Source organism: Sulfitobacter sp. DSM 110093, assembly GCF_022788715.1.
Classification (GTDB): Bacteria; Pseudomonadota; Alphaproteobacteria; order Rhodobacterales; family Rhodobacteraceae; genus Sulfitobacter.
The window spans coordinates 45786-61189 of record NZ_CP085170.1 but is presented as its reverse complement, the minus strand read 5'-3'; the positions used below and the strand labels follow the sequence as shown (position 1 = coordinate 61189).

Sequence of the window (15404 nt, the reverse complement as noted above, 5' to 3'; positions counted from 1 at the left end):
GCGCAGCCCCCGGTTGTCTTATGAAATGAAAAAGGGGCCGGAGCGCTGATGCGCCCCGGCCCCCGAAAGTTGGCTTACTGCCAGGACTTGATCAGCTCTTCGTAGCTGATTGTTTCGGGCTCGGGGTCTTCGTTGTCGAGCTTGGCAACGGGCGAACCTTCCTGCTCAAGCCAGTAAGAGGCTTCACGCTCTTCGTTCATTTTCGGACCCAGATCACCTTGGACGCCTGCGCGCTCAAGACGTTCCATGACCTTTTCCTGCTCGGCGCAGAGGCTGTCGAGTGCCTCTTGTGGGGTTTTCGCACCGGACATTGCGTCGCCGATGTTCTGCCACCACAGCTGCGCCAGCTTGGGGTAATCCGGCACGTTTGTCCCGGTGGGCGACCATGCGGTGCGCGCGGGCGAACGGTAGAATTCCACCAAACCGCCGAGTTTCGGCGCACGTTCGGTGAAGCTTTCGTGCTGGATGGTCGACTCGCGGATGAAGGTCAGACCGGCGTGGGCCTTTTCAACATCGACGGTTTTCGAGGTCACGAACTGCGCATAGAGCCATGCGGCCTTGGCACGGTCGACGGGGGTGCTTTCCATCAGCGTCCAGCTGCCCACGTCCTGATAGCCAACCTTCTGGCCATCTTTCCAATAGGCCCCGTGCGGGCTGGGGGCCATACGCCACTTAGGCGTGCCATCGTCGTTCAACACAGCCTTGGCGCCATCGTTTACCATATCGGCGGTAAAGGTGGTGTACCAGAACATCTGCTGAGCAATCGCACCCTGCGCAGGGACCGGACCCGCTTCGCCAAAGGTCATGCCAGCGGCCGCAGGCGGTGTGTACTTTTCAAGCCACTCGATGGATTTGGTGATCGCATAGACCGCCGCCGCATCGTTGGTCGCACCGCCGCGGGTCATGCAGGAACCAACAGGCTGCGAATTTTCGTTCACGCGGATGCCCCATTCGTCAACCGGCAGGCCGTTCGGCTCGCCTACGTCGCCGCCACCAGCCATGGACAGCCACGCATCAGTGTAGCGCCAGCCAAGGCTCGGGTCTTTCTTGCCGTAGTCCATGTTGCCAAAGACTTCGACGCCGTCGATGGTGCGGCCTGTGAAGAACTCAGCGATGTCTTCGTAAGCGGACCAGTTGACCGGCACGCCCAAATCATAGCCATATTTCTCTTTGAACTCGGCCATCAAGTCGGGGTCGGTGAACCAGTCGTGGCGGAACCAGTAAAGGTTCGCGAATTGCTGGTCGGGCAACTGGTAGAGGTCGCCGTCTGGTGTGGTGGTGAAATCCAGTCCGATGTAATCTTCCAGATCGAGACCGGGGTTGGTCACGTCCGCACCCTCATTCGCCATCCAGTCGGTCAGGCTACGCGCCTGTTTGTAGCGCCAGTGCGTGCCGATCAGGTCAGAGTCGTTGACATAGGCGTCATAGATGTTCTCGCCCGACTGCATTTGCGTTTGCAGTTTCTCGACCACGTCACCTTCGCCGATTAGGTCGTGGGTGATGTTGATCCCGGTGATCGCGGTGAAGGCCGGGGCCAGCACATTGGCTTCGTATTCATGGGTGGTGATGGTCTCGGACACGACTTTGATGTCCATGCCTTTGAATGCTTCGCCAGCGTCGATGAAGAACTGCATCTCCGCTTCCTGCTCTTCGCGGCTCAGCGCGGAGCGTTCGATTTCCTCGTCGAGGAATTTCTTCGCGGCATCCATATCCGCGAATGCTGGCCCGGCGAGCAGACCGAGCGTGACCGCAAGTGCGGTACTCGATTTCATGACAGATCGTTTCATTATGTCCTCCCTAGACATTTGGTCGTGTCGTATGGCTGCCCCGATTAACCGGGATCAGCCGTGATAGCGCCTAGACCCAGCGAAATACGGCTGCGGCATAGGCAAGGCAGACCAGCAGCGCATAGGGCTGCGGCCCCGCCTCGAAACCCAGCCAGATCAAATTGATAAAGGCCGAGCCGAGAAGCGTGATGAACAGACGGTCACCACGGGTTGTTTCGATCCTAAGAATGCCGGTGCGCGGCGTCTCAGGAAATTTGATCGCGAGGATCGTGAAAGTGATGAGTAACAGCGCGATGACACCGAAGAAGATCGCGGTGGGCATGGTCCAAGCCATCCAAGACATGAGCGGCCTCCCTTTATACGCGCCCGAGGGCAAAGCCCTTGGCGATGTAGTTGCGGACGAAATAGATCACCAAAGCGCCCGGTACGATTGTGAGCACCCCGGCGGCGGCCAGAACGCCCCAGTCGAGGCCCGAGGCGCTCACGGTGCGCGTCATGGTGGCGGCGATGGGTTTCGCGTCGACCGAAGTAAGCGTCCGCGACAGCAGCAATTCGACCCATGAGAACATGAAGCAGAAGAAGGCCGCGACACCGATGCCGCTTGCGATCAGGGGCGTGAAGATGCGGATAAAGAAGCGCGGGAAGGAATAGCCGTCGAGATAGGCGGTCTCGTCAATCTCCTTGGGCACGCCGCGCATGAAACCTTCCAAAATCCAGACCGCCAGCGGCACGTTGAACAGGCAATGCGCCAGCGCCACGGCGATATGCGTGTCGAAGAGCCCCACCGAGGAATAAAGCTGGAAGAACGGCAGCGCAAATACGGCAGGCGGGGCCATGCGGTTGGTCAGCAGCCAGAAGAACAGATGCTTGTCGCCCATAAAGCTGTAACGCGAAAAGGCATAGGCAGCCGGCAGTGCCACGGCGAGCGAGATCACGGTGTTCAGCACCACATAGATCAGGCTGTTGACATAGCCCATGTACCAGCTTGGATCGGTGAGGATCTTGGCGTAGTTCGCCAGCGTCAAATCACGCGGGTAGAGCGAGAAGGAACCGAGGATTTCGGCGTTGGTCTTCAGGCTCATGTTGATCAGCCAGTAAATTGGCAGCAGTAGGAAAAGCAGGTAGAGCGTCATCACCACCACAGACCCTTTGGGCCGGAAGCGGCTGCGCCGGGCGCGTTTGTCGGCGGTCACGTCACCCGGAATGGGCGCGGCACCGGGGGCTTGCACGGTTGTGTCGGTCATCACACACCATCCCTTTTGTCGAGGTTGACCATCACGGTGTAGAACACCCATGAGATCAACAGGATAACGAGGAAATACATCAGGCTGAACGCCGCTGCGGGGCCGAGGTCAAACTGGCCAATGGCCATTTTCACCAAGTCGATCGACAGGAAGGTCGTGGCATTGCCCGGCCCGCCTCCGGTCACGACGAACGGCTCTGTATAGATCATGAAACTGTCCATAAAGCGCAGCAGAATCGCGATCATCAGCACGCCTGCCATCTTAGGCAGTTCGATATAGCGGAACACGGCCCAACGGCTGGCTTGGTCGATCTTGGCAGCCTGATAGTAAGCGTCCGGGATGGATTGCAGCCCGGCATAGGCCAAGAGCGCCACCAGCGAAGTCCAGTGCCAAACATCCATAACCACGACGGTAATCCAGGCGGCGGTGATGTCTTGGGTGTAGTTATAGGTGATGCCCAGCTTGTCGAGCGTGTAGCCCAAAAGGCCAATGTCGACGCGGCCAAAGATCTGCCAGATGGTGCCGACCACGTTCCACGGGATCAGCAGCGGCAGCGACATGAGCACCAGACAAAAGCTGGCCCAGAACCCGTTTTTCGGCATGTTCAGCGCAACAAAGATGCCCAGCGGAATTTCGATCGCCAGAATGACACCCGAAAAGATCAACTGACGGCCAAGCGCATCCCACATCCGGTCGCTGTCGAGCATGTCGGAGAACCACTCAAGCCCGGCCCAGAAGAACTCATTCCGGCCAAAGGTGTCTTGCACCGAGTAGTTCACCACGGTCATCAGCGGGATCACAGCCGAAAAGGCCACGAGGATCAGAACGGGCAGGACAAGGAACCATGCCTTTTGGTTGACGGTCTTGTTCATGCGGCCTCTCCCTCTGCGCTGATGCGCCAATCGTCGGCATAGACATTGATGCCCGCCGGATCGAAACTGATCGCGGTGTTTTCACTAGGCACGGATGCGCCTTCTTCGGCGATGGCGCTGACCGGTTGGCCGGCCACATCAAGGCGGATGATCTTGTGGCGGCCCACGTCTTCGACGCGGGTTACCTTGGCAGGCAGGCCCAGCCCTTCGCCGTTGAGGCGGATAAACTCGGGCCGGACACCTAGCTGGGTTTTGCCGCCCTTAGGGGCGTAAGTTTTATTCAAGTTGATGCTTTTGCCCGCGACCTGCGCGGCATTGCCCGAGATCTGCGCATCAAACAGGTTCATCCCCGGCGAGCCGATGAAATAGCCCACGAAGGTATGCGCGGGCCGCTCGAACAACTCTTGCGGCGTGCCGATCTGCACCACCCGGCCATCATACATCACCACGACCTTATCGGCGAAGGTAAGCGCCTCGGTCTGGTCGTGGGTCACATAGATCATTGTGTGGCCAAACTCGTGGTGCAGCGATTTGAGCTGCGTGCGCAGCTCCCATTTCATATGCGGGTCGATCACGGTCAGCGGCTCATCGAACAACAGAGCGTTCACGTCTTCGCGTACCATGCCCCGGCCCAGCGAAATCTTCTGCTTGGCATCCGCCGTGAGGCCGCGTGCCTTGCGATTCAGCTCGTCTTCCATGCCGATCATCTGCGCGATCTGCTGCACGCGCTCTGCAACATAAGAGGCATCCGCGCCCCGGTTGCGCAGCGGAAAGGCGAGGTTATCGCGCACGGTCATCGTGTCGTAGACAACCGGGAACTGGAACACCTGTGCGATGTTGCGCTCTGCCGTCGGCGCGTGGGTCACGTCCACGTCGTTGAACAGAATGCGACCCTGCGAAGGCTGCAACAGGCCCGAGATGATGTTGAGCAGCGTGGACTTGCCGCAACCGGACGCACCCAAAAGCGCATAGGCTTCGCCGTCGATCCAATCGTGGTTCAATTCTTTGAGGGCGAAATCATCCTCACTGCTCGGATTGGGCAGATAGGAATGCGCGAGGTTATCAAGCGTGATCTTGGCCATTATGCCGCCTCCGCATAGGGCGCGGCAGAGACGAGCGCCCCGTTCGCGTCAAAGAGATAAATATGTGCCGGATCCAGATAGACCGGCAGCGGCTGGCCGGGTTGCAGATGCTGGATGCCATGCACCAGCCCGACCCATTTCGCGCCGTGATAGTCGAGGTGGACAAACGTCTCCGAGCCCGTGATCTCGGTCACATTCAGCACCGCGTCAAAGCCGATCGCCTCAGGAGCCTGCGCGCTTAGCGTCAGGTGGTTGGGGCGGAAACCGGCGGTATATTCACCGTCTTTCAGACTTGCCATCGTGGCAGGCGCGGGCATCTCACCGCCGTCAAACCGCAGCGTGTTGCCCGATTTGGTCATGCTAAGGAAGTTCATCGGCGGGTCGGAGAAGACCCGCGCCGTCGTGGCATTCTCAGGCCGACGGTAGACGCTTGGCGTCAGGCCGAATTGCGTGACGCGGCCCTCCCAAAGCGTCGCGGTGTTGCCGCCCAAAAGCAGCGCCTCTTCCGGCTCTGTCGTGGCATAGACAAAGATCGACCCGGCGCGTTCAAAGATGCGCGGAATCTCGGCGCGGAGTTCTTCGCGCAGCTTGTAGTCGAGGTTCGCCAACGGCTCATCCAGCAGCACGAGACCTGCGTTTTTCACCAGCGCCCGCGCCAAGGCGCAGCGCTGTTGCTGACCGCCCGAAAGCTCCAGCGGTTTGCGGTCGAGCATCGGGGTCAACTGCATCAGTTCAGCCGTCTCGCGCACGGCGCGGTCGATCTCGTCCTTTGACTTACCGACCAGCTTCATCGGCGAGGCGATGTTGTCGTAAACGGTCATCGAAGGGTAGTTGATGAACTGCTGGTAGACCATCGCCACCTTGCGGTCTTGGACGCGCATCCCGGTGACATCTTCGCCGTTCCAGATCACCTGCCCCGTATTGGGCACATCAAGCCCCGCCATCAGCCGCATCAACGACGTCTTGCCCGCAGATGTCGGCCCCAAAAGCACGTTCATCGTGCCCTTTTCCAAGGTCAGGTCGGTCGGGTGAATATGCGTTTGACCGCTCACCGTTTTCGACACGTTTTTTAGGATCAAACTCACGTTCGTCCTCCCCTCATTCCGCTGCAGAGGCGGCTTGTTTCGCCGCGCGCATCTGCATCCATTCATCAAGACGCGCGATCTGCGCCTCATCCATTCGCAGGCCCAGCTTGCTGCGGCGCCAAACGACGTCTTCTGCGCTGAGAGCATACTCTTTGTTCATCAGCCAAGCGACCTCACGCGCCGTGAGGGTCGCGCCGAAATGCTCCCCCATGTCCGCGAGCGTCTTGGACTCACCCAGCAGCACCCATGCATCTGTACCATAGGCCCGGATCAGCCGCGCTGCCCAGCTTTCATCTAGGAAGTCGTAGTCCGCTTTCAGGCGCGCGATCAGTTGCGCTACCCCATCCACCGGAAAATCACCGCCCGGCAAGGCAACGCCAGCGGTCCAATGGCCCGACAACTCGTCGAAATGCGGGGCGATCAGATCCAGCGCGTCTTCGGCCAGTTTGCGGTATGTGGTGATCTTGCCGCCAAAGACATTTAGGATCGGCGCGCCGCCCGTTTCGTCCACCTTGAGCGTATAGTCCCGCGTGGCCGCCGTGGCGCTGCTGGCCCCGTCATCATACAGCGGGCGGACGCCGGAGTAGGTCCAAACGATGTCAGCGCGGGTGATGTCCTGCTTGAGATAGCCGTTTACGAAGTTGATCAGGTAATCCTGCTCTTCGGGGGTGCATTCCGGGGTGACGGATGGATCGGGGTGGTCCGCATCCGTGGTGCCGATTAGGGTGAAATCCTGCTCATAGGGGATCGTGAAAATGATCCGCCCATCGGTGCCTTGGAAGAAGTAGCATTTGTCGTGATCGTAAAGCCGTTTGGTCACGATATGGCTGCCGCGCACCAGCCGCACCCCTTCGGAAGAGTTCAGCCGCGCGGTGTTGTGGATGATCTCGCCCACCCACGGGCCGCCCGCGTTGACCAGCATCTTCGCTTGGATCACCTCTTGGGGACCGTCTTGGCCATGCTCAACCGTCACGGCCCAGCAATCCGCTTCGCGTTGGGCCGAGATTACTTTGGTCTGCGTCATAATGCGTGCGCCGCGCAGTTCTGCGTCGCGGGCGTTCAGGACCACAAGGCGCGAATCCTCGATCCAGCAATCGGAATATTCGAACGCCTTTTCAAATCGGTCTTCCAGAGGCGCGCCCTCTGGAGTGCCCTGCAATGACAGGCTGCGCGTCGCCGGAAGAACCTCGCGTCCACCCAGATTGTCGTAAAGAAACAGACCCAAGCGGATAAGCCAAGCCGGACGGCGGCCCCGCATCCACGGCATGAACAACCGCAGCAGCTTGGAGGTCGGCGTGTCCCCTTCAAACCGCATGTCACGGTGATAGGGCAGCACAAACCGCATCGGCCAAGAGATATGCGGCATCGCTTTCAGCAGCACTTCACGCTCGGTCAGGGCGTGGCGTACGAGGCCAATCTCGAAATATTCAAGATACCGCAGACCGCCGTGGAACAGTTTGGTCGATGCCGATGATGTTGCAGACGCTAGATCGTTCATCTCGGCCAAGGTCACGCTAAGACCGCGACCCGCGGCGTCGCGGGCGATACCGGCACCGTTGATTCCGCCGCCGATGACGAAAAGATCGACCGGAGCCGTGGCCACATGGCTATCGGGCTGTTGGTTCACGATCCGGCCCTCCCCCAGCACAGATTGGTGTAATTCGCTGCCAGTGTTACGAAACGACTCTCAACTGCACAAGATTTATTTTCGTTTATGTTCGTTTTGACGATATACCGAACATGTTATGCGCAACAAGGCGCGCGATTGCTTGCGTTAGTCGAAACACTGGAGATAATGCACCGACAGCAGGCAGGAGCTACGCCATCTCACAGACATTCCGCCATCCAGACATACTTGAAATCGCCCGGCGCGAGGGCAAGGTCACCGTCGACGGGCTGGCCGAACATTTCGGCGTCACCCATCAAACCATCAGACGCGACCTCACCGAACTGGCAGATAGTGGCAAGTTAGAGCGGGTGCACGGCGGCGCGGTGCTGCCTTCGGGAGCAAGCAACATCGGCTATGCCGAGCGGCGCAACCTGCATGAAGACGCCAAAAACCGCATCGCCCGCGCCTGCGCCGAACATATTCCGGATGGCTGCTCGGTTTTCTTGAATATCGGGACAAGTACCGAGGCCGTGGCCCGTGCGCTGTTGCATCACCGCGATCTGATGGTGGTGACGAACAACATGAATGTGGCGAACATCCTTGTCGATAATCCCGAGTGTCGCATCGTATTGACGGGCGGTGCACTGCGCCGCGTCGACGGCGGGCTGGTTGGCAACCTGACGATTGAAACGATTCGACAGTTCAAATTCGATATCGCAGTAATTGGCTGTTCGGCGATGGATGCAGATGGAGATCTGCTCGACTTTGACATTGAAGAAGTGGGCGTAAGCCAATGCATCATCGCACAGTCGCGCAAGACGTTTTTGGTGACCGATCATTCAAAGTTCAAACGCTCTGCGCCTGCGCGCATCGCCTCTGCCCGAGAGGTCGATATGTTTTTTACCGACCTTCCCCTGCCCACGGGACTAATGGACAAATGCACGAGTTGGGAGACTGAGGTGATCTATGCGCCAGAGGTGTGATAAAGTTCGCTACGCCTCTGACCACTCTCGTACCGGAGGTTTCACGACCAGCATCGGTGCGCAGTTTTTCAACGCCTGAACATAGGTCTGGCTCCAGCGGTTCACATCCGTGGCGCGCACTTGTGCCATGCAACTTGCATGACGGCGTTTGCGTTCTTCCAGTGGAAGGGCCAGTGCCGTCTTTAGCGCCTCGCTCATATCTTCGATGTCATAGGGGTTGACCAAGATCGCATCGGTTAAATCTTCGGCGGCACCGGCCATATGCGAAAGGATCAGCACTCCGGGGTCTTCGGGGTCTTGCGCAGCGATATATTCCTTCGCCACAAGGTTCATCCCGTCGGCAAAAGGGGTGACGATCCCCACACGCGCGCGGCGGTAAAGCCGCGCCAGCAGGTCGCGATCAAGGTTCCGGTGAATATAGCGCAACGGGGTCCAGTCGATCTCTCCATGTTCGCCATTCACGCGGCCAACCAACTCTTCCAATTCGTAGCGAAGCTCACGATACGCTGCGACTTCTTCGCGGCTCGGTGGGGCGATCTGCACCATGCTCACGCGGCGCTCACGTTCATCGCGGGTTTCCAGATAGCGGCCGAAGGCACGGAACCGATTGGGCAAGCCTTTGGAATAGTCCAGCCGGTCAACGCCGATGACGATGTCACCCGCCATATCGTCTGCCAGCCGGTCTTGTTCGCTGCCGCCCTGCGCGGCTTGAACAAAGGTTTCCACGTCGATCCCGATGGGGAAAGACCGCACCGCCACTGCCCGCGCGCCGCATTTGATCGTGCCGTTCATCAGGAATTCGGAATCCGTCTCGGCGCGGAACATCTCAAGACAGCGCGCCACGTCAGCGCGGGTTTGCAGACCGACAAGATCATAATCCGCCAACCAATGCGCCAAATTGGCCTCACGCGGGAGGGCGCCCATATCACCCAAGGCGGGGAAGGGAATATGCAGGAAAAACCCGATCTTACCAGTAAAACCAAGCTTGCGCAGCTCAGTCGCCAAAGGGAAGAAATGATAGTCATGGACCCAGATCATATCTTCCGGTCCGGCGATCTTTATCACCTGCTGCGCAAGGCGCGCATTAACGGCGCTATATCCCCGTTCAAACCCTCGGTCGAGCTCGACCAGATCACCGCGGCGGTGGCAGACCGGCCAAAGTACGGAATTGGAAAAACCAAGGTAGAAGTTTTGGTAATCTTCTGGGCTTAGGCTGAAGCTGAACCGCGCGTATTCGCTTTGGTCGCCATATTTCGTCAGGCTTTCGGCTGGGTTATCTGTCGTCTCAGGGTGCGATCCAATCCAGACGCCGCCGATTTTGCGCAGGGTTTCGTGAAGCGCAAAGACCAATCCACCAGAAGGGGCGGCCTCTGAAGGGATGCGATTTGAGATTACAATTAATCTGCCAGCCATTTTTTGTGCCTCGGGAACAATCAATTTCGGCCGCCGAGCCTGAATAGACGGAACGCCGACCACCACTAACGGGTTAATGGTTCAGTTCGCTAAAGGTTCCCAGCTTGGACTGAGATGGTCAAACATTTTGCAGGCGCAGCATCGCAATGAGGGGTGATTATCTTTTCAGCGCCCAATAAAGAACCATGCAACACCCACAGGCAGCAGAGACATCAGGATCATTGCCAAGATCACCACCCTACCGTCACGCATAAGATAGCCCGCGGCGAATATGGCGATCATGGCCGATGCAATGGAACCCGACGTGGGGACGATCTCCATGAACGGCATGAACATAGTGAGCAACAGGACCATGATCAGTGGCAGGTAAATCCATGGGCGATGGAGCAGGAACGTCGTACGCTCGTGCAAAAACCGGTCAACAAATCTCACCGGACGGCGTAGCCATTTAACACCTTCGCGGAGCTTATCAGCCGCGATATCACGGCGCATGACAAACCCCGGCAGCCACAAACTATCGCGGCCCACGATCATCTGCACCACCAAGAACATGACCACCAGACCAACGAAAGCCGTAACTCCAGGTATGCCACTGGCGGGCGATGTAGAGATTAGGCTGAACGCAAGTATGGTCGAAGCAAAAGAATGTTTGCCAAGGCAGTTAATAATCTCTTCCACCGTGATCTGCCGATCATCGCCGCCGGAAAGATTTTCCATCTGGTCAAGCACACCGTCAAGAGTAGGCCCATCTGTGTCGCTCATGAAATTCTTTTCCTTCTGATACCGGGCCGCAGCACTGTTCATGTTAACAATGCGCGAGCGCGGTGAAAGTTCGAGCGCACCGATGAATTGCGCTCAGCCCCGCGCGCGCAAAAATGCCAGTAATCCGCGTTCGGCCTGGGTCATATCATCTATATCGGGTGGCTCAGGCAAGTCTTGAGGGTGCAGGCAGAGGTCAATCACCTGCGGATGGATATAGCTGTTACGCGCAATGGTGGGAGTGTTGTGCAATCTCTCTGCTGCCGCTTCGGCCATGCCCTTGATGGTAGGCTTTTCTTGGGCCTGCGCTACGCCGAATGCCGCGACCGATCCTGCCCAAGTGCGAAAGGTCTTGGCCGAGAACCCTTCTATGCCAGCGGCATCGGCGATGTAATCATTTAGGGCCGAGGAGGACAAACTGCGCGGCTCCCCCTCTTCATCAAGCCATGTCAGTAGATCAGCGCCCGGCAGGTCGCGGATCTTTTCCAATGCGCGCATGAGGGTTCGGTGAGCAATCTGTCGGCGCACCCGCTTGCCGCCCTTTGCGATGAAAGACGCCTGCAACTTGCCCTCCCGTAGCACCAGGTGTCGCCGTTTCAGCGTTAACGTGCCATACGTGCGGTTCGTTTTGGTATAGACCTGATTGCCCACCCGAAGCGACAGACGGTCAATCATCGCCACGGCGGCGGCCAGCGCGAAGTCACGCTCCCCCAACTCTCCATTCAGATCACGCCGCACGCGTCGGCGCAGGCGGGGCAGCGTCTCGGCGAAATCGGGCAGGCTCGCGTATTTCTCTTGTGCCTGCGCCTCTGACCAGAGCGGATGATAGCGGTACTGCTTACGTCCCCGTGCATCGAAACCTGTGGCCTGCAGATGGCCATTCACATGCGGGCTGATCCACACCTTTTCATAGGCCGGAGGCACCGCCAATTGTGTCAATCGATCGCGTTCAGCCTTGTCCTTGATGCAACGCCCATCGACCGCATGGTAGGAAAACCCCCGCCCACACCGCCGGCGGGCGATGCCGGGCTTGCTATCGGGGTAATACATTAGCGTGGATGGTGCGTTCATTTGCATTTCCGGGGAAGCGACATGTTTCGGTTAATGTGCAGCAAAGAGATCGGCGGCCCGAGGCGCTGTGCAGATTAACGCCCCTGCTTTACATGGGTTCCCAAGGCGTCCTGCGCACATCTCTGCGCAGTTGCAGCATAAATGCTTTGATTTCGCTGCGGTGACGCATAAGTTTCCTATTGAAATGCCCGTATAATGAGACGGATAGACCAGACCCTATGGAAAGCACCCCCTTGCCGCACCGCAGTCTGCCGCCGTTGATCACGGCCCGGCGCTACGCGTTTTTTCTGGACCTCGACGGCACCTTGGCCCCCATTGTCGACAACCCCGAAGATGCCTGCCTGCCCGAACGCACCCGGCACCTGTTAACCCGCCTTGTGGCCGCGACCGATGGCGCTGTTGCAGTAATCTCAGGCCGGGCGATGGCGGATGTGGACCGCATCTTGGGCGCGCTGCAACTTCCGGTTTCAGGGTCGCACGGGCTGGAACTGCGCGTTGGTCCCGCGACTGGAGAAACCTCGCAAGACATTCAAGGCATCCCCGCCACTGTGATAGACTGGGTTGAGGAATTCGCCGTGCTGCATGGCGTCACCTCAGAGCGCAAGCCGGGCGCGATTGCCCTGCATTATCGCAAATCCCCTGATCAAGGGGACGCGTGCCGCGCCTTTGTGGATACACTCACGGGCGAAGACCCAAGTCTGCGGGGCTTGCACGGCAAGATGGTCAGCGAAGTGGCGCTGAACGGGGTCGACAAAGGCGGGGCAGTTGAACGTTTCATGGCGTCCCCCGCTTTTGCAGACAGATTGCCCGTAATGGTGGGCGACGATGTGACAGACGAAGACGGTTTTCGTGCGGCACAGGCGCAGGGTGGTTTTGGCATCAAGATCGGCCAAGGCACCACGCTGGCGCAGCATCGGATCGACGATGTTGCAGGTTTTGCCGATTGGCTGGAAGAAATTTTGCGCTGAGCTGGCCCGCCCGGCAGGTGCAATAGAAATAGGAAAGAGGGACGTATGGAACTGGGTGTCATCGGGAACTGCGCAGTCGCGGCTTTGGTCAGTCGCGAAGGGGCGATCAACTGGTTTTGCCTACCGCGTTTTGACGGCGATCCGGTCTTTCACAGCTTAATGGGCCACGGCGCGGGCGAAGAGGGCGATGGTGAATTCGCCGTCGAAATCGAAGGGATGACCGAGAGCGAGCAGAGCTATCTGCCCAATACCGCGATCCTGCGCACGGTCCTGCGCAGCGCAAAGGGCGCGGTTGAAATTGTCGATTTCTGCCCCCGTTTCACCGCCTATGGCCGCAGTTTCCGCCCACAGATGTTGGTGCGCCAAATCCGGCGCATCGAAGGGTCGCCGCGGGTGCGACTGCGTCTGAAACCGCGCTTTCAATGGGGCGAAGTCGCGCCGACCCTGACCCGAGGGTCCAACCATGTCCGCTTTGTCGGGCCAGAGCAGAATATGCGGCTAACCACAGATGCGCCGATTGATCATGTTCTGGATGCACGGATGATCAACCTTGAAGGCGAAATGACGTTCATCCTTGGCCCCGATGAGACGCTATCAGACAGCGCCGAGCAGATCGGTGCAACCTTCCGTACTAAGACCACGCGCTATTGGCAGCGCTGGACGCAGCGCCTTGCGATCCCTTTTGAGTGGCAGGAGGCCGTGATCCGCGCGGCAATCACGTTGAAGCTTTGCAGCTATGAGGCCACGGGCGGGGTTATCGCCGCGATCACAACCTCGTTGCCCGAAGCGCCGGATTCGGGGCGTAACTGGGATTACCGCTATTGCTGGGTGCGCGATGCGTTCTTCACCGTGCGCGCGCTCAACAGTCTCGCCGCGACCCGCACCTTGGAGCATTATTTCCAATGGCTGATGAATGCCGTGGCGGATGCCGAAGGTGGGCATATCCAGCCCGTGCTGGGGCTGGGGCTTGAGACGGCGCTGATCGAGCGTATCTCACCCAGCTTGCAAGGGTTTCGCGGCATGGGACCGGTGAGGATCGGCAATCAGGCGCATGAGCATTTCCAGCATGACACCTATGGCAACATCATCCTCGGCGCAGCGCCCGCGTTCTTTGATCACCGCTTGCCGATGAATACCGGACGGACGGCCTTTGAACAGCTAGAGCCCTTGGGCGAACAGGCGTGGGAGTTGCACGACGAACCTGATGCGGGGATTTGGGAGCTGCGCAGCCGTGCCCGCATTCACACGTCTTCGTCGCTGATGTGCTGGGCCGCCTGCGACCGGCTGGGCAAGATCGCGCAGCATTTGGAATTGGACGACCGCGCCGCCCTCTGGGCCGAGCGCGCCGAGGTCATCCGTGACAAGATCCTCGACAACGCATGGTCAGAAGAACGCGGCGCCTTTGTCGAAAGCTTTGGCGGCAGCACCTTGGATGCCAGTGTCTTGCTGATGGGAGAGGTCGGTTTCCTGCCACCGAAAGACCCGCGGTTCATCGCCACAGTTGAACGCCTGTCCGAAGTGTTGGGCCGCGGCCCCTTTATGCTGCGCTATGAAGAGGCGGATGATTTCGGGGTGCCGGAGGTGGGCTTTAACGTCTGCGCCTTCTGGCGGATTGATGCGCTCGCCCGGATTGGTCGCGAAGATGAGGCGCGCCAGCTTTTCGAAGAACTGCTGGAAGCGCGCAACCATCTTGGCCTGATGTCTGAAGACACGGCATTTGCCACCGGCGAGGGCTGGGGCAACTTCCCGCAGACCTATTCGATGGTTGGTATCATCAACGGCGCGATGCGCCTGTCAAAACGTTGGGAAGCCGAGCTTTAGCGCGAGAAGAGCAGCCGCAGACCCAGAAGCCCCAGAACTGCCGACGCGGCACGGTCAAAATAGATTTTGGTGTGTAGGTAACTTTTGCTTACGGCGGGCCGGCTCATCCCAAAGGCAAGCGCGGTGTAGAACATCACTTCGATGATCAGGTGATTGCCGACGATCAATAGGTTCTCGGTCAGGCGCATCCCTTCGGGAAAGATCACCACCAGCACCGCCGCCGCAAAAAGCACCGATTTGGGGTTTAGAATGTTGATCATCATCCCCTGACGAAACGCGTGGCGCGCGGGCTTTACGGTGGTGGTGATCGGTTCTCGCGCACCGCGCCACATGCTATACGCGACGTATAGCAGATAGACCGCCCCAACCATTTTGACGATAGCGTAGGCCCAGGGGAACGCGAGGAAGACCGCCTCCAATCCCATAAGGGCTGCAAGCGTCCAGAAAGACGCGACAAGACCAAGGCCAAGCCCCACGGCAACGCCCGCCTGACGCCCAGAACTCAGCGTGGTTTTCAGCGCCACCAGAAAAGCGGGGCCGGGGCTGAGGATCGACGCGATAAGCGCGATGTTGAAGGCGATGAGATGCGAAAGCTCCATGGGTCTATCCTCGGTTATCCGATCTCAGCTATGCGCGCCTTCCCACAGCGGTCAACAACGATCGGTGGCTTCGCCGCGCAGCCTAGGCAAACCCAGCGGTTCCCGCACAAG

The 15404-nt window shown here is 58.9% G+C and carries 14 protein-coding genes; 3 read left to right on the top strand and 11 right to left on the bottom strand.

Annotation, left to right across the window (positions count from 1 at the left end; translation table 11 throughout):
• Window positions 1-74: 74 nt before the first annotated feature.
• The 7 genes from DSM110093_RS19775 to glpD form a co-directional block, all read right to left on the bottom strand.
• Complete coding sequence (locus DSM110093_RS19775) at window positions 75-1787, bottom strand: ABC transporter substrate-binding protein (RefSeq protein WP_243268402.1); 1713 nt, start codon at window positions 1785-1787, stop codon at window positions 75-77.
• 70 nt (window positions 1788-1857) lie between these two features.
• A complete protein-coding gene (locus DSM110093_RS19770; RefSeq protein WP_067936718.1) occupies window positions 1858-2130 on the bottom strand; it encodes a DUF2160 domain-containing protein in 273 nt (90 codons plus the stop codon).
• A gap of 13 nt (window positions 2131-2143) precedes the next feature.
• Complete coding sequence (locus DSM110093_RS19765; protein ID WP_243268400.1) at window positions 2144-3031, bottom strand: carbohydrate ABC transporter permease; 888 nt, start codon at window positions 3029-3031, stop codon at window positions 2144-2146.
• Window positions 3031-3903, bottom strand: a complete 873-nt coding sequence (locus DSM110093_RS19760; RefSeq protein ID WP_067628794.1) for a sugar ABC transporter permease — start codon at window positions 3901-3903, stop codon at window positions 3031-3033. The genes DSM110093_RS19765 and DSM110093_RS19760 overlap by 1 nt, the downstream gene beginning before the upstream one ends.
• Window positions 3900-4985 (bottom strand): ABC transporter ATP-binding protein, encoded by a 1086-nt coding sequence (locus tag DSM110093_RS19755; protein WP_243268399.1) that lies wholly within the window; start codon window positions 4983-4985, stop codon window positions 3900-3902. Before DSM110093_RS19755 ends, DSM110093_RS19760 begins: the two co-directional genes overlap by 4 nt.
• Window positions 4985-6070: an ABC transporter ATP-binding protein gene (locus tag DSM110093_RS19750; protein WP_243268397.1), complete on the bottom strand. Its 1086-nt coding sequence runs from the start codon at window positions 6068-6070 to the stop codon at window positions 4985-4987. The genes DSM110093_RS19755 and DSM110093_RS19750 overlap by 1 nt, the downstream gene beginning before the upstream one ends.
• Window positions 6071-6083: 13 nt before the next feature.
• Entirely contained in the window at window positions 6084-7697 is a 1614-nt protein-coding gene (glpD, locus tag DSM110093_RS19745) for a glycerol-3-phosphate dehydrogenase (protein ID WP_243268395.1), read from the bottom strand.
• Window positions 7698-7894: 197 nt separating this feature from the next.
• Here glpD and DSM110093_RS19740 point away from each other — a divergent pair, with 197 nt between their 5' ends.
• Window positions 7895-8662, top strand: a complete 768-nt coding sequence (locus DSM110093_RS19740) for a DeoR/GlpR family DNA-binding transcription regulator (RefSeq protein ID WP_243268512.1) — start codon at window positions 7895-7897, stop codon at window positions 8660-8662.
• 9 nt (window positions 8663-8671) lie between these two features.
• Here the strand turns inward: DSM110093_RS19740 and DSM110093_RS19735 are convergent, their stop codons facing one another.
• The 3 genes from DSM110093_RS19735 to DSM110093_RS19725 form a co-directional block, all read right to left on the bottom strand.
• Window positions 8672-10075, bottom strand: coding sequence for a trehalose-6-phosphate synthase (locus DSM110093_RS19735; protein WP_243268393.1), 1404 nt, complete (start codon window positions 10073-10075; stop codon window positions 8672-8674).
• Window positions 10076-10240: 165 nt separating this feature from the next.
• Window positions 10241-10837, bottom strand: a complete 597-nt coding sequence (locus tag DSM110093_RS19730; protein ID WP_243268391.1) for an exopolysaccharide biosynthesis protein — start codon at window positions 10835-10837, stop codon at window positions 10241-10243.
• Between the two features lie 93 nt (window positions 10838-10930).
• Window positions 10931-11905, bottom strand: coding sequence for a DNA topoisomerase IB (locus DSM110093_RS19725; protein WP_243268389.1), 975 nt, complete (start codon window positions 11903-11905; stop codon window positions 10931-10933).
• 218 nt (window positions 11906-12123) lie between these two features.
• Here DSM110093_RS19725 and otsB point away from each other — a divergent pair, with 218 nt between their 5' ends.
• Both otsB and DSM110093_RS19715 read left to right on the top strand, forming a co-directional pair.
• Window positions 12124-12873, top strand: coding sequence for a trehalose-phosphatase (otsB, locus tag DSM110093_RS19720; RefSeq protein ID WP_243268388.1), 750 nt, complete (start codon window positions 12124-12126; stop codon window positions 12871-12873).
• Between the two features lie 45 nt (window positions 12874-12918).
• Window positions 12919-14694, top strand: a complete 1776-nt coding sequence (locus DSM110093_RS19715) for a glycoside hydrolase family 15 protein (protein WP_243268386.1) — start codon at window positions 12919-12921, stop codon at window positions 14692-14694.
• Here DSM110093_RS19715 and DSM110093_RS19710 read toward each other — a convergent pair.
• Entirely contained in the window at window positions 14691-15293 is a 603-nt protein-coding gene (locus DSM110093_RS19710) for a LysE family translocator (RefSeq protein WP_243268384.1), read from the bottom strand. The genes DSM110093_RS19715 and DSM110093_RS19710 overlap by 4 nt on opposite strands.
• Between the last annotated feature and the right edge of the window lie 111 nt (window positions 15294-15404).

What these genes read in the sequence shown, in the direction of transcription:
- DSM110093_RS19710 (WP_243268384.1), bottom strand. Translation starts at nt 15,293, where the DNA reads ATGGAGCTTTCGCATCTCATCGCCTTCAACATCGCGCTTATCGCGTCG.
- DSM110093_RS19725 (WP_243268389.1), bottom strand. Translation starts at nt 11,905, where the DNA reads ATGAACGCACCATCCACGCTAATGTATTACCCCGATAGCAAGCCCGGC.
- DSM110093_RS19755 (WP_243268399.1), bottom strand. Translation starts at nt 4,985, where the DNA reads ATGGCCAAGATCACGCTTGATAACCTCGCGCATTCCTATCTGCCCAAT.
- DSM110093_RS19715 (WP_243268386.1), top strand. Translation starts at nt 12,919, where the DNA reads ATGGAACTGGGTGTCATCGGGAACTGCGCAGTCGCGGCTTTGGTCAGT.
- DSM110093_RS19775 (WP_243268402.1), bottom strand. Translation starts at nt 1,787, where the DNA reads ATGAAACGATCTGTCATGAAATCGAGTACCGCACTTGCGGTCACGCTC.
- DSM110093_RS19765 (WP_243268400.1), bottom strand. Translation starts at nt 3,031, where the DNA reads ATGACCGACACAACCGTGCAAGCCCCCGGTGCCGCGCCCATTCCGGGT.
- DSM110093_RS19760 (WP_067628794.1), bottom strand. Translation starts at nt 3,903, where the DNA reads ATGAACAAGACCGTCAACCAAAAGGCATGGTTCCTTGTCCTGCCCGTT.
- DSM110093_RS19730 (WP_243268391.1), bottom strand. Translation starts at nt 10,837, where the DNA reads ATGAGCGACACAGATGGGCCTACTCTTGACGGTGTGCTTGACCAGATG.
- DSM110093_RS19735 (WP_243268393.1), bottom strand. Translation starts at nt 10,075, where the DNA reads ATGGCTGGCAGATTAATTGTAATCTCAAATCGCATCCCTTCAGAGGCC.
- DSM110093_RS19770 (WP_067936718.1), bottom strand. Translation starts at nt 2,130, where the DNA reads ATGTCTTGGATGGCTTGGACCATGCCCACCGCGATCTTCTTCGGTGTC.
- otsB (WP_243268388.1), top strand. Translation starts at nt 12,124, where the DNA reads ATGGAAAGCACCCCCTTGCCGCACCGCAGTCTGCCGCCGTTGATCACG.